17 protein-coding genes are annotated in these 19,682 nt (G+C 69.0%); 9 read left to right on the top strand and 8 right to left on the bottom strand.

What is annotated here, in order from left to right:
* Positions 1-8 precede the first annotated feature (8 nt).
* Positions 9-1,019, bottom strand: a complete 1,011-nt coding sequence (locus ACK41C_RS07275) for an alpha/beta fold hydrolase (protein ID WP_409652138.1) — start codon at positions 1,017-1,019, stop codon at positions 9-11.
* A gap of 132 nt (positions 1,020-1,151) precedes the next feature.
* Between ACK41C_RS07275 and ACK41C_RS07270 the strand changes: the two genes are divergently transcribed.
* The 3 genes from ACK41C_RS07270 to ACK41C_RS07260 all read left to right on the top strand — a co-directional run bounded on the left by ACK41C_RS07270 (position 1,152) and on the right by ACK41C_RS07260 (position 3,496).
* Positions 1,152-1,529 carry a VOC family protein gene (locus ACK41C_RS07270; RefSeq protein ID WP_409652135.1) on the top strand — a complete coding sequence of 126 codons (378 nt, stop codon included), beginning with the start codon at positions 1,152-1,154 and terminating at the stop codon, positions 1,527-1,529.
* Between the two features lies 1 nt (position 1,530).
* Positions 1,531-2,004, top strand: a complete 474-nt coding sequence (locus ACK41C_RS07265) for a GFA family protein (protein WP_409652132.1) — start codon at positions 1,531-1,533, stop codon at positions 2,002-2,004.
* Between the two features lie 97 nt (positions 2,005-2,101).
* Positions 2,102-3,496 carry a PAS domain S-box protein gene (locus ACK41C_RS07260; protein ID WP_409652129.1) on the top strand — a complete coding sequence of 465 codons (1,395 nt, stop codon included), beginning with the start codon at positions 2,102-2,104 and terminating at the stop codon, positions 3,494-3,496.
* A gap of 7 nt (positions 3,497-3,503) precedes the next feature.
* Here ACK41C_RS07260 and ACK41C_RS07255 read toward each other — a convergent pair whose 3' ends face one another.
* Complete coding sequence (locus ACK41C_RS07255) at positions 3,504-4,871, bottom strand: L-serine ammonia-lyase (protein WP_409653956.1); 1,368 nt, start codon at positions 4,869-4,871, stop codon at positions 3,504-3,506.
* 106 nt (positions 4,872-4,977) lie between these two features.
* Between ACK41C_RS07255 and ACK41C_RS07250 the strand changes: the two genes are divergently transcribed.
* The gene (locus ACK41C_RS07250) at positions 4,978-5,514 is read left to right on the top strand and encodes a GNAT family N-acetyltransferase (RefSeq protein ID WP_409652125.1); all 537 of its coding nucleotides are present in this window, start codon (positions 4,978-4,980) and stop codon (positions 5,512-5,514) included.
* Between the two features lie 22 nt (positions 5,515-5,536).
* Here ACK41C_RS07250 and ACK41C_RS07245 read toward each other — a convergent pair whose 3' ends face one another.
* On the bottom strand, positions 5,537-8,131 hold the full coding sequence (locus tag ACK41C_RS07245; RefSeq protein WP_409652123.1) for a TonB-dependent receptor plug domain-containing protein: 2,595 nt from the start codon (positions 8,129-8,131) through the stop codon (positions 5,537-5,539).
* Between the two features lie 670 nt (positions 8,132-8,801).
* Between ACK41C_RS07245 and ACK41C_RS07240 the strand changes: the two genes are divergently transcribed.
* The 3 genes from ACK41C_RS07240 to ACK41C_RS07230 all read left to right on the top strand — a co-directional run bounded on the left by ACK41C_RS07240 (position 8,802) and on the right by ACK41C_RS07230 (position 12,213).
* Positions 8,802-10,391 (top strand): flavin monoamine oxidase family protein, encoded by a 1,590-nt coding sequence (locus ACK41C_RS07240; protein ID WP_409652120.1) that lies wholly within the window; start codon positions 8,802-8,804, stop codon positions 10,389-10,391.
* A 52-nt stretch (positions 10,392-10,443) separates the two neighbouring features.
* Positions 10,444-10,935 carry a RidA family protein gene (locus tag ACK41C_RS07235; RefSeq protein ID WP_409652117.1) on the top strand — a complete coding sequence of 164 codons (492 nt, stop codon included), beginning with the start codon at positions 10,444-10,446 and terminating at the stop codon, positions 10,933-10,935.
* A gap of 66 nt (positions 10,936-11,001) precedes the next feature.
* Positions 11,002-12,213, top strand: coding sequence for an alanine racemase (locus ACK41C_RS07230; RefSeq protein WP_409652114.1), 1,212 nt, complete (start codon positions 11,002-11,004; stop codon positions 12,211-12,213).
* On the opposite strand, the gene ACK41C_RS07225 is transcribed toward ACK41C_RS07230, so the two are convergent.
* The gene (locus ACK41C_RS07225; RefSeq protein WP_409652111.1) at positions 12,207-12,398 is read right to left on the bottom strand and encodes a hypothetical protein; all 192 of its coding nucleotides are present in this window, start codon (positions 12,396-12,398) and stop codon (positions 12,207-12,209) included. The genes ACK41C_RS07230 and ACK41C_RS07225 overlap by 7 nt on opposite strands.
* Positions 12,399-12,539: 141 nt before the next feature.
* Between ACK41C_RS07225 and ACK41C_RS07220 the strand changes: the two genes are divergently transcribed.
* Both ACK41C_RS07220 and fghA read left to right on the top strand, forming a co-directional pair.
* Complete coding sequence (locus tag ACK41C_RS07220) at positions 12,540-13,649, top strand: S-(hydroxymethyl)glutathione dehydrogenase/class III alcohol dehydrogenase (RefSeq protein WP_409652108.1); 1,110 nt, start codon at positions 12,540-12,542, stop codon at positions 13,647-13,649.
* Between the two features lie 7 nt (positions 13,650-13,656).
* Entirely contained in the window at positions 13,657-14,505 is an 849-nt protein-coding gene (gene fghA, locus ACK41C_RS07215) for an S-formylglutathione hydrolase (RefSeq protein ID WP_409652107.1), read from the top strand.
* A gap of 4 nt (positions 14,506-14,509) precedes the next feature.
* Here the strand turns inward: fghA and ACK41C_RS07210 are convergent, their stop codons facing one another.
* The 4 genes from ACK41C_RS07210 to ACK41C_RS07195 form a co-directional block, all read right to left on the bottom strand.
* Positions 14,510-14,902, bottom strand: a complete 393-nt coding sequence (locus ACK41C_RS07210; protein WP_409652104.1) for a cupin domain-containing protein — start codon at positions 14,900-14,902, stop codon at positions 14,510-14,512.
* 75 nt (positions 14,903-14,977) lie between these two features.
* Positions 14,978-16,864: an acetyl/propionyl/methylcrotonyl-CoA carboxylase subunit alpha gene (locus ACK41C_RS07205; protein WP_409652102.1), complete on the bottom strand. Its 1,887-nt coding sequence runs from the start codon at positions 16,862-16,864 to the stop codon at positions 14,978-14,980.
* A gap of 2 nt (positions 16,865-16,866) precedes the next feature.
* On the bottom strand, positions 16,867-18,459 hold the full coding sequence (locus ACK41C_RS07200; protein WP_409652099.1) for a carboxyl transferase domain-containing protein: 1,593 nt from the start codon (positions 18,457-18,459) through the stop codon (positions 16,867-16,869).
* Positions 18,456-19,613 (bottom strand): isovaleryl-CoA dehydrogenase, encoded by a 1,158-nt coding sequence (locus ACK41C_RS07195; protein ID WP_409652096.1) that lies wholly within the window; start codon positions 19,611-19,613, stop codon positions 18,456-18,458. The genes ACK41C_RS07200 and ACK41C_RS07195 overlap by 4 nt, the downstream gene beginning before the upstream one ends.
* Between the last annotated feature and the right edge of the window lie 69 nt (positions 19,614-19,682).

Raw genomic sequence — 19,682 nt, 5'->3', positions numbered from 1 at the left:
CGGCGACCTCAATTGCTGGCTGCACTCTGCCCCGCAGCTCGCGCCTGCGCCACAGGCTCTGTCTCCACAAGGAACCGCGCCACCGCGTCCCAGATCTCCGTCTCGCGGCCGACCCAGACGTGGCCGCCGGTGCGATAGCCGACGAACCGCCCGTTCGGCGCGCCGGCCGCGGTGTGGCGGGCGGCGGCGTAGGTGCCGTAGAGGTCGTCCTGGAGGCTCACGGCCAGCAGCGGCGCCTCTATCCGCGCGAGCGGATAGGGCGGCGGGGTTCCGGCCCAGCGGGTGTCGTCGGCCAGTCCCGCGGCGCGCCGGGTGACCGGCAGTATGCCCTGGAGGATCGACTTCACCCGCGCCTGCTCAGCGGCGTCGGCAGCATGGACCAGGGCCGGGTCAGTCGCCAGGACCGCCTGGGTCATGGCGTCGGGGAACAGCTTGATCGCCGCCCAGAACAGAAAGTCGGACCGCAGCAGGGTCAGGGTGAGCGCCTCGCCCACGGGCCCGCCCATGGCGTTCTCGCCGGGCGGCCGGTCCGGCGCATAGGCGGCGGGGACCAGCACCACCACGGCCTGCGTCCGGTCCGGATGGCGGATGGCGAACTGCAGGGCCGGCAGCGCCCCGGCCGAGCCGCCGGCGACGATCACCCTCTCCTCGCCCAGGTGCGAGACCAGCCAGGCCAGAGCGTCGGCCTGCACCTCCGGCGAGGCGTCCGCCGGCCGGCCGCTGCGCAGATAGCCGAAGCGGGAGGGGGCGATCAGCCGATAGCCGTGCTTCGCCAGCGGGCCGATCATGGCCAGCCCCTGGTCGAACCCGCCGCCCGATCCGTGGATGGCCAGGACGGGAGGCCCTTCCCCCAGCGTCGCATACTCGATGGGGCCCCAGGGGCTCTGCACGACGGTGCTGCGCCCTTCGATCCGCGCACGGGCGTCCGCCATGTCGCGCGAGTAGGCCGCCCAGGTTCCAACCACCGCCGCCAGAGCCGCCGCGGCCAGAACCCCGCCGATCCAGGCCTTGCCCGCCACGCCTATGCCTCCGTGCGTTCGGCACGCTGGAGCGCCAAACGCCGATCCGCCTTGAGTTCGGTCAAGCTGGGCGTGACAGCGCCTTCTCCCGCAGGCTAGCTAGGCGCCTCAACAAGGCAGGAAGGGACGCCGATGTTCTCCCACGTGATGGTCGGGACCAACGATCTGGACAAGGCCAAGGCCTTTTACGACGCCCTGCTGGGCTCGCTGGGCGTGGGGCCGGGCTTCGTCGACCGTCACCGCGTCTTCTATCGCAGCCCGACCGGCGTCTTCTCCGTCTCCCTCCCGATCGACGGAGAGCCGGCCACTGTCGCCAACGGCTCGACGCTGGGCTTCGCCTGCAGCTCGAGCGAACAGGTCGACGCCTGGCACGCCGCGGGCCTGGCGGCGGGCGGCGTCTCCATCGAAGACCCGCCGGGCGTGCGGGAAGGGACGGGGGGCCGCATGTACCTCGCCTATCTCCGCGACCTGGACGGCAACAAGCTGTGCGGCCTCTATCGCATGCCTTGAAATGGATGTCGTAGACCTGCCGCTGCCGGGCGGATGCCTCTGCGGGGCGATCCGCTATCGCCTGAACGCCGCGCCGCTGCTGGTCTACGCCTGCCATTGCCACGACTGCCAGACCCGCTCGGGCTCGGCCTTCGCCCTCACCGTCGTGGTCCGCACCGCGGATCTGGAGATCGCAGGCGAGCCGGAGGTGGCGCGCATGACCTCGCCCTCCGGGCGCGAGCTCGACCACAGCTTCTGCCCGGAATGTCGGGTGCGGGTGCTGGTGCGCGCCGTCGCGGCGCCCGACTACGCCAGCTTGCGGGCCGGCACGTTCGACGATGCAAGCTGGGCGGTTCCGATCGCCCAGCTCTATGTGGAAAGCGCGATTCCCTGGGCGATCATTCCCGGCGCGGACGCCGTGGCGGCGGAGAACCTCGACTTCTACGCCTTGGGCGAAGCCTGGCGGGCAAGCGCGCCCCGGTTCCAAGCCCGTTAAGGATTCCGCGCCTCCGCCGGCGCAGAACGCCTATTGTGCGAACCGCCCGGAACAGTGGAACATCGCACCATGACCACTGCACGACGGGGGGCGCGCCATGCGGACCGAGGATCGTGAAAGCGACAGCCAGCGACGACTGGAAGGCATCGTCGAATCGGCGATGGACGCGATCATCACGGTCGACGAGCAGCACCGCATCGTCCTCTTCAACCCCGCTGCGGAGCGCATGTTCGGCGTTCCCCAGGCCGAGGCGCTCGGCCAGCCCCTGGCGCGCTTCATTCCCGAGCGGTTCCGGCGAGGTCACGACGAGCACATCCGGCGGTTCCGGGAGGCCGGCGTCACCACCCGCACCATGGGCGCACTGGGCGCCGTCAGTGGGCTGCGCGCCAATGGCGAGGAGTTCCCGCTGGAGGCTTCCATCTCGCATGTGGAGGTGGGCGGCGAGCACCTGGCCACGGTGATCCTGCGCGACATCACCGAGCGCAAGCAGAACGAGGACGCCCGCATCCTGCTGGCGCGCGAGGTCGACCATCGGGCCAAGAACGCGCTCGCCGTCGCCCAGTCCCTGGTGCGCATGACCAAGGCCGCCACCAAGGAGGAGTACGCCGCCGCGGTCGAGGGGCGCATCGCCGCCTTGGCGCGGGCTCATTCGCTCCTCTCCCAAAGCCGGTGGCAGGGCGCAGATCTGCGCCAGGTGATCGCCGACGAGATTGCGCCCTACGCCCGCGCCGGCCAGGCGAGCTTCAAGGGCCGGGCCTTCACCCTGGTGGCCGACGCCGTGCAGCCGGTCAGCCTGGTCTTCCACGAACTGGCCACCAATGCGGTGAAGCACGGCGGCCTGAAGACCGAGGCCGGCTCGATCGAGGTGTCCTGGTCCATTGACGACGAGGGCCAGCTGGAGATCTGCTGGACCGAGCGGGACGGCCCGACTGCGAGCGCGCCCGCCAACAGTGGGTTCGGGACCCGCCTGCTGGACGACGTGGTCAACAAGCAGCTCCAGGGCGCGCTGGAGCGGGAATGGCGTCCGGAGGGCCTGCGGGCGACGATCCGCCTGGGCTCGACCATGTTCAAGCCGGAGGGCGCGGCCAGGCCCACGCCTCAGGAGGAGCGACCGACGCCCGCGGCCGCGCCGGACGGCAAGGCGCGCCGCATCCTGGTGGTGGAAGACGAAACCCTGCTGGCCATGGAGCTCGCCTCGGCGCTGGAAGCGGCCGGCTGGACGGTCGTCGGGCCGGGCTATTCCCTAGCCGAGGGCTTGGCGCTGGCCCATGCGAACGAGGATCTGGACGCGGCCTTGCTGGACGTGAACCTCTCCGGCCGGGCGGTCTATCCGCTGGCGGCGGAGCTCAAGGCGGCGGGCGTGCCGTTCGTCTTCTGCACAGGCTACGAGATGGTTGATCCGGAGGGCCGGTTCATCGACGCGCCCCTGATCCGCAAGCCGGTGAACTTCCAGCTCCTCAACCGCGAACTCGCCCGGCTGGTGGCGGCCTGAGGACGCCTCAGCACTCCACCACATTGACGGCCAGGCCGCCCAGCGAGGTCTCCTTGTAGATCTCGCTCATATCCTCGCCGGTGCGCTTCATGGTGGCGATCACCTTGTCGAGGCTGACGGTGTGCTGGCCGTCGCCCAGCAGGGCCAGGCGCGAGGCGTCGATGGCCTTCACCGCCCCCATGGCGTTGCGCTCGATGCAGGGGATCTGGACCAGACCGCCAATGGGATCGCAGGTCAGGCCCAGATTGTGCTCCATGGCGATCTCGGCGGCGTTCTCGATCTGGGCGTTGGTGCCGCCCAACGCCGCGGTCAGCCCGGCCGCGGCCATCGAGCAGGCGACGCCCACCTCGCCCTGGCAGCCCACCTCGGCCCCCGAAATGGAGGCGTTCTTCTTGTAGAGCGCCCCGATGGCCGCCGCGGTCAGCAGGAAGGTGCGCCGCCCCTCCGGCGAGCCGCGATGGAACCGGTCGTAATAGCGCAGCACCGCCGGCAGCAGGCCCGCCGCCCCGTTGGTCGGCGCCGTCACCACCCGTCCGCCGGAAGCGTTCTCCTCGTTCACCGCCAGGGCCCAGAGGTTCACCCAGTCGAGCGCCGCCAGGGGATCGGAGATGTTGCGCTCCATCCGGGCGCTGAGCTCGTTGAACACCTGCCGCGCACGGCGGCGCACGTTCAGGCCGCCTGGCAGGCAGCCCTCCTGGCGTGCGCCGCGATCGATGCAGGCCTCCATGGCCGCGAAGATGGCGTCGAGCCCCGCCTCCACCTCCGCGGGCGGCCGGAGCGCCGTCTCGTTGGCCAGCATCAGCTGGGCGATGGAAAGCCCTGCGCGGTCGGCCTGCTCCAGGAGCTCGGCGCCCGAGGCGAAGGGATAGGGCTCCGGCGGCCCCTCCGCTGCAGCCGCCGGCGCCGCCATTTCCGCCTCGTCCTTCACGAAGCCCCCGCCCACCGAGAAATAGGTTCGCTCGGCCAGAAGGACGCCCGCGGCGTCGAAGGCGCGGAAGGTAAGCGCGTTGGGGTGCTGCGGCAGGCGCTTGCGCCCCTCCCACAGGATATCGCGGGCGGCGTCGAAGGCGATCTCGGGGCCCTCGCCGCCGAGCTTCAGGCGCCCCTCCGCGGCAGCCTGTTCGAGCGCCCGGTCGGCGGCGTCCGGATCGATGGTCGCCGGCGCAAAGCCCATCAGGCCCAGGATCACCGCTCGATCCGTAGCGTGACCGCGGCCGGTGAGCGCCAGGGAGGCGAAGAGCACGGCCTCCACCCGGGCGGCCGGCGGGCCCTTGGGCAGGCTTGAGACGAAACGCCCCGCCGCCGTCATCGGCCCCATGGTGTGGGAGCTGGAAGGGCCGACGCCCAGCTTGAACAGATCGAAGGCGCTGACCATCCCCTGCTGGTAAGCCATTGCGCGATCCGCGCCAAGCTGGGGCCGCGCCGGGCGGCGATCACGCTTGCGGCGTGACAAAATGCGGGCAGGAAGCTAGGCGCTGAGCATGACTTCGCCGCTTGTCGCCCGCCTCGCCCTCGACGTCGACATGCCGGCCCTCAGCGCCCTGATGGAGCGGGCCATCACCGAGCTCCTTCCCGCCTTCCTGACGCCAGAGCAGGTGGCGGCCTCGCGCGAGATCATGGGGCTGGACACCCAGCTGATCGAGGACGGGACCTATTTCGTAGTCGAGATCGACGGCGCGCTGGCCGGCTGCGGCGGCTGGAGCCGGCGGGCGACCCTGTTCGGCGGCGACCATACGGGCGGCCGGGACGCAGCCCTGGTCGACCCGGCGACCGAACCTGCGCGGGTGCGGGCCATGTACACCGACCCCGGCTTCGCCCGGCGCGGCGTCGGACGGCGCATCCTTGAGCTTTGCGAGGAGGGCGCCCGGGCTGAAGGGTTCCGGTCGTGCCAGCTGGCCGCCACCCTCGCGGGGGAGCCCCTTTACGCCGCCTGCGGCTATCGCCGGATCGAGCCCTTCGAGGCCGTCGCCTCTACCGGCGTCCGAGTGCCGCTGGTGCGGATGGGAAAGGCGCTCTGACGAGCGCCCTTCCCTCTACCCGTCAGAAGCTGGCGCTGACCCGCACGAAGTAGAAGCCGCCCTGCCAGTCCGGGATCGTGTCGGACCGGTAGATCCGGCCGTTCGTGGCCGACTCCCCGATCAGGTCGGGGTCCGGGAACTTGTCGAACACGTTGCGCGCGCCGATCGTCAGGCTATGCGCCTCGGTGATGTTCCAGGTCGCCTCCACGTCCATCTGAACCAGCGGATCCCACTTCTGCCGGACGGGATTGGCGGTGCTGTACTGGTTCTCGTAAGGGCCCCAGATGTTGGCTCGGCCCAGCAAGACGAACGGGCCGACATGGTGCGAGGCGGTCAGCACGCTGCGCCAGCGCGGCGTGGCGTTTTCGAAGTCGAACACCGCCTCGGCGTCGAAGAAGGTCGGGACCGTGTCGATCTTGTACTTGTTGTAGTTGAAGCTGCCCATCAGCCGGGTGGTCTGGCCGTTCTCCCAGCCGATATTGTAGGTCGCGACGATATCGATGCCCTTGGTGGTGGAGTCGAAGGCGTTCTGGAAGAACTGCACCTGGCCGATGGTGTCGGCGCCCGGCACGCCGGCCGCCAGCAGCTGGGCGCGGATGGCCGGAGTCACGGTGATCGGCGTCACCGCATAGAACTGGTCCTCCAGCTTGATCTGGTAGAAATCCACCGTGACATTCAGCCCGTCGAACAGGCTGGCGGTCAGGCCGAAGGAGAGGTTGAACGACTTCTCCGGCTCCAGTTCCTTGGCGCCCAGGAACTTGGCCACCGGATTGGTCGCCGGGAACAGACCCGAGGCGATGGTCACGCCGTTGTCGACGCGGGTCGAGACGTTGGTGGTGAAGAGCTGGCCGGGCGTCGGCGCCCGGAAGCCGGTGCCCACCGAACCGCGGATCCCGAAGGCGTCGGTGATCTCGTAACGGGCGGCCAGCTTGTAGTCGAAGGTGTCGCCGAAGTCGGAGAAGTTCTCCGCCCGGAAGGCCAGGGTGGCGAACAGCTTCTCGGTGATGTCGGCCGAGGCCTCCACATAGCCGGCATAGCTTTCCCGCGAGAGCTCGCCCGAATAGGCCGGCGTATTGCCCGGAAAGCCGTTCGAGCCGACGGGAAGGGTCCGATAGACCGGGTTCGTGATGGTCACGCCGTTGCGGACGATGGTGTTCGAATTGCAGACGATCCCGGCGTTCTGCGGCGCGGTCGGGCGCAAGGTGCGGTCGGCGACGTTCGCCTCGTTGGTGCAGAAGTCGAACGGGTCGGGCACGGCGAAGGTCCCGGCGATGTAGGACGGGACGTCGCCCGGAACGATCTCATAGCTCTCGTTGCGGAACTCGGCCCCGAAGGCCACCACCACCGGCGAGTGGAACGGCCCGCCGACTTCATAGGTGAAATCGGCGTTGAAGGCGTATTCCGAAGAGATCAGGTCGCCGTCGTAGAACTCGCTCGGCGAGGCCGGCCCCATCGAGGGGTTGAAGGTGTCGGTGAGCGTATAGCTGATCTTGTTGCGGCCATAGCGGGCCGACAGGTCGTAGGTGAACTTCTCGCCCCATTCGCCCTTGTAGCCGCCGGTCAGGCTGTAGTCGGTGACCTGGCCGAAGAACTGCGGCGTGAAGCCGGCCGGCCACAGCGACTGGAACGAAAAAAGAGAGCCGTCCTGCAGGTGGACGAGATCGTCGACGATGGTGCCCGTCGAGCCCACATCGGCCGGCGGCCGATAGTTGAAGTCCTCCTTGGCCTTGGAATTGGAATAGTTGGCGAAGGCATAGAGCTTCGAACCGTTGTCGAACTCGATCCCGGAGTTCACGAAGCCGCGAAAGGCCTCCATCTCGGGCTGGCCCCACTTCTGCACCACCGGGCGCTTGACCAGGGCCGCATAGGCGGGATTGGCCGCGGCGTACGCGTCCACGCAGAATCCGGGCGCCAGGTTCGGGACGCCGACGTTGCAGTACTGCTTGCCGCGGGAGGTCGGCTGAACGGTCGAGTACTCCCCCGAGAGCGAGATGAAGCCCTTGGCCGTCAACGGCAGGCCGAGATTGCCGCTGACCGTGATCTCCTCGCCGTCGCGCTTGTAGTACTGGCCGGCCATGGCCGTCAGGGACGCCCCGCTGGAATTGTCCTTCAGCAGGAAGTTGATGACGCCGGCGATGGCGTCGGAGCCGTACTGGGCGCCGGCGCCGTCGCGCAGCACCTCCACGCTCTTCAGGGCCGAGGCCGGCACCGTCGCCGCATCCGGCGGCTGCGAACCGTCGCCGCCGATGGTGACGAGCGACGCGCGGTGGCGGCGCTTGGAATTGACCAGCAGCAGGGTCTTGTCGCTGGAGAGCCCGCGCAGGGTGGCCGGGCGGATGAAGGTGGCGCCGTCGGAGATCGGCTGCCGGGCCAGGCTGTAGGACGGCACCAGGGTCTTCAGGACATCGTTCGTATCGCTGTAGGACACCTGCTTGATATCGTCGGCCGAGAGGACGTCGATCGGCACCGGACTGTCCTGCACGGTCCGCGGCAGCCCGCGCGAGCCGGTGACCACCAGCTCCTCCAGCGTCTGGTCATCGGCCTGGGCCGCGCCGGCCGACAGAAGACTCGCGAGCGATACGCCGGCGAGCAGGCTCAGGGTCGATCTGGATTTCATGTCTATTGCCCCCACAGCAATCGCGGCCGTGCGGCCGCTGGATCCGCCCGTTCGCGCCGGGCTCAGGTGATGAGAAACAGTCGAAGTCGCGCACGAGGACGCGAAAGCGAAGCTTTCAGGCTTCGTGCTTTTGTATAGTGAATCCTAGTCGCCCGATAACTTCGGTTGATCGAGCGCCTATATTGACTTCGCCGGCAATCACCGGGAATTGCGAGCAGATTCATGCCGACCACTTTTGTGACTCTAAAAGAGCCCGGCCCGGTAAGTTTCCCCCACATCGTATTTCACGACCCGCGCTGGGATCGCATTCCCGTCGTTATATTTCAACGAGCGCCAATTGATAATTATCAAGCTCCCCACGAATCCAAATCTCTGTCAACAAGATCGCCGAATGAGATGACTTTCCGGCAAAAGAACAGCAATCTTGCCATAGTCTCTGTTCAAAATCCTCGCATATGCCTGGTTTCCAGCGGTGAATTTTTAGACAGAGCGAGCCAATCGACACGAACACACATATGCCGTCACCTCGAGATGCGGAATAGTTGGGCCGCGCTCGCTGGATTTTTGGTCAAAGCCGCCGTGAACCGCGGGAAGCATGCGTCTCCGGCTTGAAGCTTCGCCCCGCCCTGGCCGGTGATGCGGCCCGGCGTGTTTGAGGGGAGTTCGCGAAATGGCGATCAGTCGGCGGTTGTTCTTGCATCGGGTCGGGGCGGCCGGGGGATCGGGCGCGGCTTTCGCGGCCATGCGCGTCATGGGTCTGGCGGGCGTGGCGGCGGCGGCGGCGGGGCCCGCCCTAGGCGCGGACGCCGGCCGCGGGCGCAGCGTGGCCATCCTCGGCGGCGGGATCGCCGGCCTGGTCTGCGCCTACGAACTCGAGCGGGCCGGCTTCAAGGTCACCCTGCTGGAGGCCCGCGATCGGCTGGGCGGTCGCAACTGGACCCTGCGCAACGGCTCCAAGGTCGAGATGGTGGGCGAGGCGACCCAGACCGTGGCCTTCTCCGAGGGGCTTTACATGAACGCGGGGCCGGCCCGGATTCCCAGCCACCACGACGGGCTTCTCTCCTATTGCCGAAAGCTGGGCGTGCCCCTGGAGGTGGAGATCAATTCCAGCCGCAGCGCCTATCTGCTGGCCGAGGGCTCGGGCGGCGGCAAGCCGGTCCAGATGCGGCAAGGGGTGAACGACACTCGCGGCCACATCTCCGAACTGCTCGCCAAGGCGATCCGCAAGGGCGCCCTGGATGAGGAGCTCACCGCGGAGGATCGGGAAAAGCTGCTGCCTTTCCTGCGCTTCTACGGCGATCTCGACGCGGACATGGCCTTCAAGGGCACCGAGCGATCGGGCCTGCTGCAGGTTCCCGGCGCCGCCGACCAGTTCGCCATGCCGCGCCCGCCCCTGCCTCTGCGCGACCTGCTGGCCAATCCGCAGCTCCCGGCGATCCTCTTCGAGGACAACATCAACATGCAGGCGACCATGTTCCAGCCGGTGGGCGGCATGGACCGGGTCGTCGATGGCTTCGAACGCGCCATTGAAAGCCCCATCGTCCGCAACGCCGAGATCGTGCAGATCCGCGCCCGCGACGGCGGCGTCGCCGTGGCGTGGAAGGACAGAGCCTCGGGGGCGAAAAACACGCTGACCGCGGACTATGCGGTCATCACCATTCCGCTCGCCCTGCTGGCCAAGCTCGACACCAATTTCGACACGCCGGTGAAGAGGGCCATCGCCGCCGTGCCCAACGACTATTCCAACAAGATCGGCTTCGACGCGCCGCGGTTCTGGGAGCGGCAGCAGATCTACGGCGGCATTTCGTTTGTGGGCGGAGAGACCAACCTGGTCTGGTATCCCTCAAACGACCTGGGGGCCGAGCGGGGCATGCTGCTGGCCTGTTACGGTTCGGGCCCTCCTGCGGAGGCGTTCGCCAGGCGCACCCTAGCCGAGCAGGCGGCGATCGCCCGGGGCGTGGTGGGCCGGCTGCACCCAGGCCACGAAGCCAGCCTGGAAAAGCCGGTGGTGGTGAACTGGAGCAAGGTGCCCTTCAACATGGGCCCCTGGCCGCGCTGGCCGGGCAGCCGCGGCGGCCAGGAGGGGCACTTCGAGTCGCCGGAATACATGCTGCTGAACCAGCCCCACGGGCGCGTGCACTTCGCCGGCGCCCACCTCAGCCAGACGCCGGGATGGCAGGAAGGGGCGATCTTCTCGGCCCAGCGCGCCATCGCCGCCCTGACCGCCCAGGTGCGCGAGCATGCGCTCGCCGCCGCTTGAAAGGCGCGGCCAACCTGCGCCCTATGACCGTTCACCAAGGGAGATACGCCGCATGCGAAACCTGATCCTGCCCGCCCTGGCCGCCGCCGTCCTGGCCGCCAGCCCCGCCGCCGCGCAGGTGCAGCGGATCGGCGCGCCCACCTCGCCCATCCTGCAGGCGGCCGTGGTGCCGGCGGGCACGGACATCGTCTATGTCAGCGGCATCACGCCGCCGGCCCTGAACGCCGGCGCCCCGTCCGGAACGCCGCCGGAGTTCGGCGACACCAAGACCCAGACCGTCGGGGTGCTGAAGCGGATCGAGGACATCCTGAAGGCCCAGGGGCTCGGCATGGGCGACATCTTCATGATGCGCGTGCTGCTGGTGGGCGATCCCGACAAGGGCGGTCGCATGGACTTCGCCGGCATGATGGAAGGCTACAACCAGTTCTTCGGCACGCCCGAACAGCCCAACAAGGTCGCCCGCATCACCAGCCAGGTGGCCGGGCTGGTCGCCCCGGGCATGATGGTCGAGATCGAGGTTCAGGCGGCGAAGCCGAAGAAATAGACGCCCTCCCCTGGCGCCGGCGCATAAAACCCTCTCATCTGGACTGAACTTCAGATGAGAGGCGCCATGCCCGACCTACTCGGCCCGCCCGTGGGCTTCCGCCCGCCAATGACGCCGGTGCTCGTTGTCCGCCGCGCCGCGCTGGAGCGGAACCTCGCCGCCATGCAAGGCCTCTGCGACGCCGCGGGCGTGAAGCTCAGGGCCCACGGCAAGATGCACAAGTGTTCGACCCTCGGCCGCCGTCAGGTGGAGCTGGGCGCCGTCGGCCTCTGCTGCCAGACCGTGGGCGAGGCCGAGGCCTTCGCCGCGGCGGGGATCGAGGACCTGCTGGTCACCTCGCCCCAGGCCCCTTGGGCCGCGCCCCGGATCGCCGAACTCGCCCGGCGTGGTCTTCGGATCGCCGCAGTGGTGGACAGCCGCGCCCAGATCGTCGCGCTCTCCAACGCCGCCGTGGCGGCTGGCGCGACCGTCGGCGTGCTGATCGACCTCGACCTCGGCCAGCATCGGACCGGCGTCACCCCCATGGAGGCCTTGGACCTGGCCCGCGACGCCCATCAGGCCGGCGGGCTCGAATATCGCGGCGTCCAGGCCTATGCCGGCCATCTGCAGCACCTTTCGGACCTCGGCGCCCGGCACGGCGGCTGGGAGGCGGCCTGCGACGACCTCGCCGGCCTTGTGCAGACCCTCACCGAAGCCGGCCTCCCGCCCGCCGTCGTCACCGGGGGCGGTACAGGCACCTTCGCCGCCGACCTCGCCTCCGGCGTCTTCACCGAGCTCCAGGCCGGCTCCTACGCCTTCATGGATGTGGAGTACGACGACTGCGGGTCGCCCGACGGCGATCCCTGGCCCTTCGAACCGGCCCTGTTCCTCGTCGCCAGCGTGGTCTCCGCCAACCACAAGACCCATGTCACCTGCGACGCCGGCCTGAAGGCCCATTCCGTGGACGGCCCGCCGGCGCGGGTGGTCGCGGGCGCCCCGGCCAGGGCCCGCTGGCGGCCGATGGGCGACGAACACGGGGCGATCTTCCACCCGGCGACGCTGGGCCGGCTGCGGGAGGCGGGGGGCGATCCGCTGAAGTTCGCCCAGGCGATCTCCGATATCGACTGGGATCCCAAGGTCGACTGGCCCGAGGACGCCCCGAAACCGGGCGATATCGTCTGGCTGCAGCCCGGCCATTGCGATCCGACCGTCAACCTGCACGATGCGCTCTTCGTCGTGGACGAGGCCGGCGGCTTCGAGGTCTGGCCGATCGACGCCCGCCGCAGCGCGCGTCAGTGACGGGCGGCCGTGTCGGCGAGAAGCTCGGCATCCAGCTCGGGCGAGCCGAAGCCCGCGAGCTCCAGCTCCTCGACCATCTGCTCGAAAGCTTCGCGGGCCGTGATCGGAGCGTCGTCGCGCGAGGCCAGGGTGACGATCCGCTGAAGCCGCAAGAGGGCGGTTTCGCAGTGGTTCTCCGGCTTCATGATCGGGCGTCCTCCGTCGGTTCGAGGGTCAACCGGTAGGGCGCGCCGATAGTTTCCAAGGAAATCGACGGCCGCGGCCTTGCCCCGACGCACGGCGTGGACTTTGTTCGGCCCACAGCCTCAACGCGAAAGACTCCCGCCATGAAGACCCGCGCCGCCGTCGCCTTCGAAGCCAGGAAGCCGCTCGAGATCGTCGAGGTCGAGCTGGAAGGTCCCAAGGCCTTCGAAGTGCTGGTGGAGATCAAGGCCACCGGGATCTGCCACACCGACGCCTATACGCTGGACGGCTTCGATTCCGAGGGGATCTTCCCCTCGATCCTGGGTCATGAGGGCGCCGGCGTGGTGCTGGAGGTCGGCCCCGGCGTGACCAGCGTGAAGCCCGGCGACCACGTGATCCCGCTCTACACGCCCGAGTGCCGCCAGTGCAAAAGCTGCCTGTCGCGCAAGACCAACCTCTGCACCGCCATCCGCGGCACGCAAGGAAAGGGCGTGATGCCCGACGGGACCAGCCGGTTCTCCTACAAGGGCCAGCCGATTTACCATTACATGGGCTGTTCGACCTTCGCGAACCACACCGTGCTGCCGGAGATCGCGGTGGCGAAGATCCGCGACGACGCCCCCTTCGACAAGGCCTGCTACATCGGCTGCGGGGTCACGACGGGCGTCGGCGCGGTGGTCAACACCGCCGGCGTGGAGCCGGGCGCCAACTGCATCGTCTTCGGCCTGGGCGGCATCGGCCTCAACGTCATCCAGGGCCTGAAGATGGTTGGCGCCGACATGATCGTGGGCGTCGACGTCAATCCCGCCAAGGCCGAATGGGGCCGAAAGTTCGGCATGACCCACTTCGTGAACCCCAAGGAGGTCGAGGGCGACATCGTGGCCCATCTGGTGGCCCTGACCGACGGCGGAGCCGACTACACCTTCGACTGCACGGGCAATACGACAGTGATGCGCCAGGCGCTGGAGGCCTGCCATCGCGGCTGGGGCGAGAGCGTGATCATCGGCGTGGCCGAGGCCGGCAAGGAGATCGCCACGCGCCCCTTCCAGCTGGTGACGGGCCGTGTCTGGCGCGGCTCCGCCTTCGGCGGCGCGCGAGGCCGCACCGACGTGCCGAAGATCGTCGACTGGTACATGGACGGGAAGATCCAGATCGACCCGATGATCACCCACGTCCTGCCGCTGGAGGACATCAACAAGGCCTTCGACCTGATGCACGCGGGCGAGAGCATCCGCTCGGTCGTGGTCTATTGAGCCCGCCATGCCGCTGACCGTCCTGCAGGAGCACAAGGTCCACGGGGGAACCCTCAGCTACCGCCGCCACACCAGCCTGGCGACGGGCACGCCCATGCGGTTCTCGCTTTTCCTGCCGCCGGGAGATGGGCCATTCCCGCTGCTCGTCTGGCTCTCGGGCCTGACCTGCACGGAGGACAATTTCACCACCAAGGCCGGCGCCTACGCGGCCGCGGCGGCCCACGGGATCGCCATCGCCGCCCCCGACACCAGCCCCCGCGGCGAGGGCGTGGCGGACGATCCGGCCTACGACCTTGGCCAGGGCGCTGGCTTCTATGTGGATGCGACCCAGGCGCCCTGGTCGGACCACTTCAAGATGGAGACCTATGTGGTCCGCGACCTCCTGCAGGCCGTGGAGGGCGCCGCGCCCGTGGATCCCGCGCGGCGCGGAATCTTCGGTCACTCCATGGGCGGGCATGGGGCGCTGAGCCTCGCCCTGCGCCATCCGGAGACCTTCGGCTCAGTCTCGGCCTTCGCGCCGATCGCCTCGCCGACCCGCTGCGAATGGGGGCGAAAGGCCTTCTCCGCCTATCTCGGCGCCGACGAGGGCGAATGGGCCCGCCATGACGCCGCCCGCCTGATCGAGGCTGGGGCCGCCAAGGCCCGGTTCGACGACATCCTGGTCGATCAGGGCGAGGCCGACAGCTTCCTGGAGACCCAACTGAAGCCGGAACTGCTGGAGGCCGCCTGCGCCCAGGCCGGCCAGAAGCTGACCCTGCGCCGTCAGGCGGGCTACGACCACTCCTACTTCTTCATTGCGAGCTTCGTCGCCGACCACATCGCCTGGCATGCGGCGCGCCTGAAGGGCGGCCGCTGAGGGCCTATTTCGGTGCTAGGGGATAGGAGATGATCAGCGCCAGGGGCTCCGCGCCCACCTGGGCGATCCCCACCGTCGCGCCGCGATAGAGGTAGGCCGCCGAGCCGGCCGTCAGCCGCGCGCTGGTCCCGTCGGAGGTCACCTCGCCCTCCCCGGAGAGGACGTAATAGACCTCGTCGTGGTCGATGGGGTGCGGGCCGATGGCCGCGCCTACGTGCAGCACGCGTTTGCGGAATTCCATGGTGCGGCCGGGGACCACGTCTGTGATGCGATAGGCGGTGCTCATGCCGACGCGGCCGTGCGGCGGCGGCTCCTCCCGAACCACGTCCTGCTCATGGACGATCACGGCGGGCGGGGCGGCGGCGACGGACAGCAGCAGGGCGAGAGCGTGCAGCATCAGGGGTCCTCCTTATGGAGCCGAAGATGATACCGGTTACCTCATTAACGCAACCACGCCCTGGAACACCCCGCCCTATCCCTCCGCCAGCCGAACAAGGGCTGCGCCCTCGGTGACCTGATCGCCGACGGCGACGCTCAGCGCCTCGACCTCGCCGTCGAAGGGAGCGGCGAGCGCGTGTTCCATCTTCATGGCTTCGAGGGTGAGCAGAGGCTGGCCCTTGGTCACCTTGTCGCCGAGGGCGACGGCGAGTGCGACGACCTTGCCCGGCATGGGAGCCCGCACGGCGCCGTCGCCCGCCGCGTGCTCCAGGTCGGGCTCCGGCGGGCGGGCGGTGAGGGTGAAGGCCTCGCCGGCGTCGAAGACCACCACCTCGCCCTCGTCGGTCAGGAGCACGTCATGGGCGAGGTCTTCCACGCCCAGCGGCGCATCCAGGGCCTGACCGTCGTGATAGAGCTTCAGGCTGGCGCGCGGCGGGGCGTTGAGGCGGAAGCCCGCCAAGGCGCCCCAGGGCGAGGCCGGTTCCTCCGTACACGTATCGTCTTCCATCAGCAGCGAGGCGGCCGCCGCGGCCAGAGCCCCTTCGGAGGGCGGCGGCGGGGCGGCGAGGGCTTCCAGGCGCGCCTCGATGAAGCCGGTGTCGACCTCTCCGGCGATGAAGTCGGGGTGATCGAGGCAGCGGGCCAGGAAGCCGGCGTTGGCCTTCACCGGCCACACCTGGGTTTCGGCGGAGGCCTGGGCCAGGAGGTCGGACGCGCCCTCGCGGGTGGGGGCGTGGGCGATCAGCTTGGCGATCATCGGGTCGTAGAAGGGCGAGACCTCGCCCCCCTCTTCCACTCCGGCGTCCACGCGCACCAGATGCTCGGGAAGGCGGAAGTGTTCCAGCGTGCCGATGGAGGGCAGGAAGCCGCCGGCGGGGTTTTCCGCATAGAGCCGCGCCTCGATGGCGTGGCCGGAGAGGGCGATCTGATCCTGTCGGCGCGGCAGCGGCTCGCCCGCGGCGACACGGATCTGCCACTCCACCAGGTCGACGCCGGTCACCGCCTCGGTGACCGGATGCTCCACCTGCAGGCGGGTGTTCATCTCCATGAACCAGATGCGGTCCGGACGCAGGCCCTGGCTGGCGTCGGCGATGAACTCCACCGTGCCGGCGCCCACATAATTCACCGCCCGCGCGGCCTTTACGGCGGCTTCGGTCACCGCCACGCGGGCGGCCTCGCTCATGCCAGGGGCAGGCGCTTCTTCGATCACCTTCTGATGGCGGCGCTGCAGCGAGCAGTCGCGTTCATAGAGGTGGACGACGTTTCCATGGGCGTCGCCGAACACCTGCACCTCGATGTGGCGGGGGCGGGTGACATAGGTTTCCAGCAGCACCCGATCGTCACCGAAGGCTGCGGCGGCCTCGCGCTTGGCGGCGGCCAGCGCCGGCAGGAAGGCGTCGGGACTCTCGACCTTGCGCATCCCCTTGCCGCCGCCGCCGGCCACCGCCTTGATCAGCACGGGAAAGCCGATGCGGTGCGCCTCGGCCGCGAGGCGAGTGGGATCCTGGTCCTCGCCCAGATAGCCGGGGGTGACCGGCACGCCCGCCGACTGCATCAGGGCCTTGGCGGCGTCCTTCAGGCCCATGGCGCGGATGGCGGCCGGCGGCGGCCCGATCCAGACCAGTCCGGCGTCCGTCACGGCTTGGGCGAAGTCGGCGTTCTCCGACAGGAACCCGTAGCCGGGATGGATCGCCTGCGCGCCCGTCGCCAGGGCGGCGGCGATGATCTTCTCGCCCACGAGATAGCTTTCGCGGGCGGGCGCGGGACCGATGGAGACGGCGAGATCGGCGTCGACCACATGCGGAGCGCCGGCGTCGGCTTCGGAAAAGACCGCCACGGTGCGAATGCCCATGGCTTGGGCGGTGCGGAAGATACGGCGGGCGATCTCGCCACGGTTGGCGACCAGCAGGCTCTCGATCATGGTCACATCCGGAAGACGCCGAACCGGGTTTCCGGGATCGGCGCGTTGAGGGCGGCGGAGATGGAGAGACCCAGCACGTCGCGGGTCTGGGCCGGGTCGATGATACCGTCGTCCCAGAGGCGGGCGGTGGCGAAATAGGGATTGCCCTCGGCCTCGTAGGTCTCGCGGATCGGGGCCTTGAAGGCTTCTTCCTCGTCCGGAGTCCACTTGCCGGCGTCGCGGTGGACGGTGGCCAGAACGCTGGCCGCCTGCTCGCCACCCATGACGCTGATGCGGCTGTTGGGCCAGGTCCAGAGGAAGCGGGGGGAATAGGCGCGGCCGCACATGCCGTAATTGCCGGCGCCGAACGAGCCGCCGATCAGGACGGTGAACTTCGGGACCTCGGCGCTGGCGACGGCGGTGACCAGCTTCGCCCCGTCCTTGGCGATGCCGCCGGCCTCGTACTTGCCGCCGACCATGAAGCCCGAGATGTTCTGCAGGAAGACCAGCGGGATCTTTCGTTTGCAGGCCAGTTCGATGAAATGGGCGCCCTTCAGCGCGCTTTCCGAGAACAGCACCCCGTTGTTGGCCAGGATCGCCACCGGATAGCCCCAGATGCGGGCGAAGCCGCAGACCAGGGTCGATCCATAGAGGGCTTTGAACTCGTCGAAGTCCGAGCCGTCGACGATGCGGGCGATCACCTCGCGGACGTCGTAGGGCGCGCGCACGTCGGTGGGGATCAGGCCGTAGAGTTCCTCGGAGTCGTAGGCCGGGGGGCGCGGCTCGGCGAGATCCAGCTCGACGCGCTTCACCGAATTGAGGTTGGCGACGATGTTGCGGACGATGGTCAGCGCGTGCTCGTCGTCGGCGGCGACATAATCCACCACGCCGGAGCGCCGGCCGTGGGTGTCGGCGCCGCCCAGTTCTTCGGCGGAGATCACCTCGCCGGTGGCGGCCTTCACCAAGGGCGGGCCGCCGAGGAAGATGGTGCCCTGGTTATGGACGATCACCGTCTCGTCCGACATGGCCGGCACATAGGCGCCGCCGGCGGTGCAGGAGCCCATGACGCAGGCGATCTGCGGGATGCCCTCGGCGCTCATCCGGGCCTGGTTGAAGAAGATGCGGCCGAAATGGTCGCGGTCGGGGAAGACCTCGGCCTGGTGGGGCAGGTTGGCGCCGCCGGAGTCCACCAGATAGATGCAGGGCAGGCGGTTCTGGAAGGCGATCTCCTGGGCGCGGAGGTGCTTCTTCACCGTCATGGGGAAGTAGGCGCCGCCCTTCACCGTGGCGTCGTTGGCGAGGATCATGACCTCGCGGCCCGAGACGCGGCCGATCCCGACGATCAGGCCAGCGGCCGGCGCCTCGTCCCTGTAGAGGCCGTTGGCGGCCAGGGCGCCGATCTCCAGGAAAGGCGAACCGGGGTCGAGCAGGCGCTCCACCCGCTCGCGCGGCAGCAGCTTTCCGCGGGCGGCGTGACGCTGGCGGGCGGCCTCGGGCCCGCCGAGGGCCGCAGCCGCCGTCCGTGTACGGAGCTCTTCGGCCAAGGCGCGGTTGTGGGCGGCGTTGCCGGCGAAGCCGGCGGAGGCCTTGTCGAGGGAAGTGGCGAGTTTGGTCATGCGCCCAGGAGCTCCCGCCCAATCAGGAAGCGGCGGATCTCGTTGGTGCCGGCGCCGATGTCGTAGAGCTTGGCGTCGCGCACCAGGCGCTCCACCGGAAACTCCTTGGTGTAGCCGGCGCCGCCCAGGGCCTGGACCGCCTCAAGACTCACGCGCACCGCGTTCTCCGACGCCAGCAGGATCGCGCCGGCGGCGTCGAACCGGGTGGTCAGGCCGGCGTCGCAGGCCTTGGCGACAGAGTAGACGTAGGCGCGGGCGGAGTTCAGGGCGACGTACATGTCGGCGACCTTGCCCTGCATCAGCTGGAAGGAGCCGATCGGCTTGCCGAACTGCTTGCGCTCGCGGACATAGGGCAGGACCACGTCCAGGCAGGCCTGCATGATGCCCAGCGGCCCGGCGGCCAGCACCGCGCGCTCGTAGTCGAGGCCGCTCATCAGCACGGCGGCGCCGCCGTTCTCCGGCCCCATGACGTTCTCTTCCGGGACTTCGCAGTCCTCGAACACCAGCTCGGCGGTGTCGGAGCCGCGCATGCCCATCTTGTCGAGCTTGGGGGAGACGGAGAACCCCTTCATGCCCTTCTCGATCAGGAAGGCGGTGACGCCGCGGCTGCCCTCCTCCGGAGCGGTCTTGGCGTAGACCACCAGGGTGTCGGCATGGGGGGCGTTGGTGATCCAGAACTTCGTGCCGTTCAGGATGTAGCGGTCGCCGACCCGGTCGGCGCGCAGCTTCATGGAGATGACGTCGGAGCCGGAGCCCGCCTCGCTCATGGCCAGCGAGCCGACATGCTCGCCGCTGATCAGTTTGGGCAGATAGCGGCGCTTCTGCTCGGGGCTTCCCCAGCGGCGGATCTGGTTCACGCAGAGGTTGGAATGGGCGCCGTAGGAGAGGCCCACCGAGGCGGAGGCGCGGGAGATCTCCTCCATGGCCACTACGTGCTCCAGATAACCAAGCCCAAGGCCGCCGAACTCCTCCTCCACCGTGATCCCGTGCAAGCCGAGCGCGCCCATCTCCGGCCACAGCTCGCGGGGGAAGGTGTTGGTGGCGTCGACTTGCGCGGCGATGGGCGCGATGCGGTCGGCGGCGAAGCGGGCGGTGGTTTCACGGATGGCGTCGGCCGTCTCGCCGAGGCCGAACTGGAAGTTGGGACCGGACATTCTGCGATCGCGTCCTCTGTTGGTCTGGCGACAACCTCGCAAACCTAACGGCCGAAGAACAATCCACAA

The organism is Phenylobacterium sp. (assembly GCF_046290725.1).
GTDB lineage: Bacteria > Pseudomonadota > Alphaproteobacteria > Caulobacterales > Caulobacteraceae > Phenylobacterium.
This window is presented reverse-complemented; position numbering and strand designations above follow the sequence as displayed.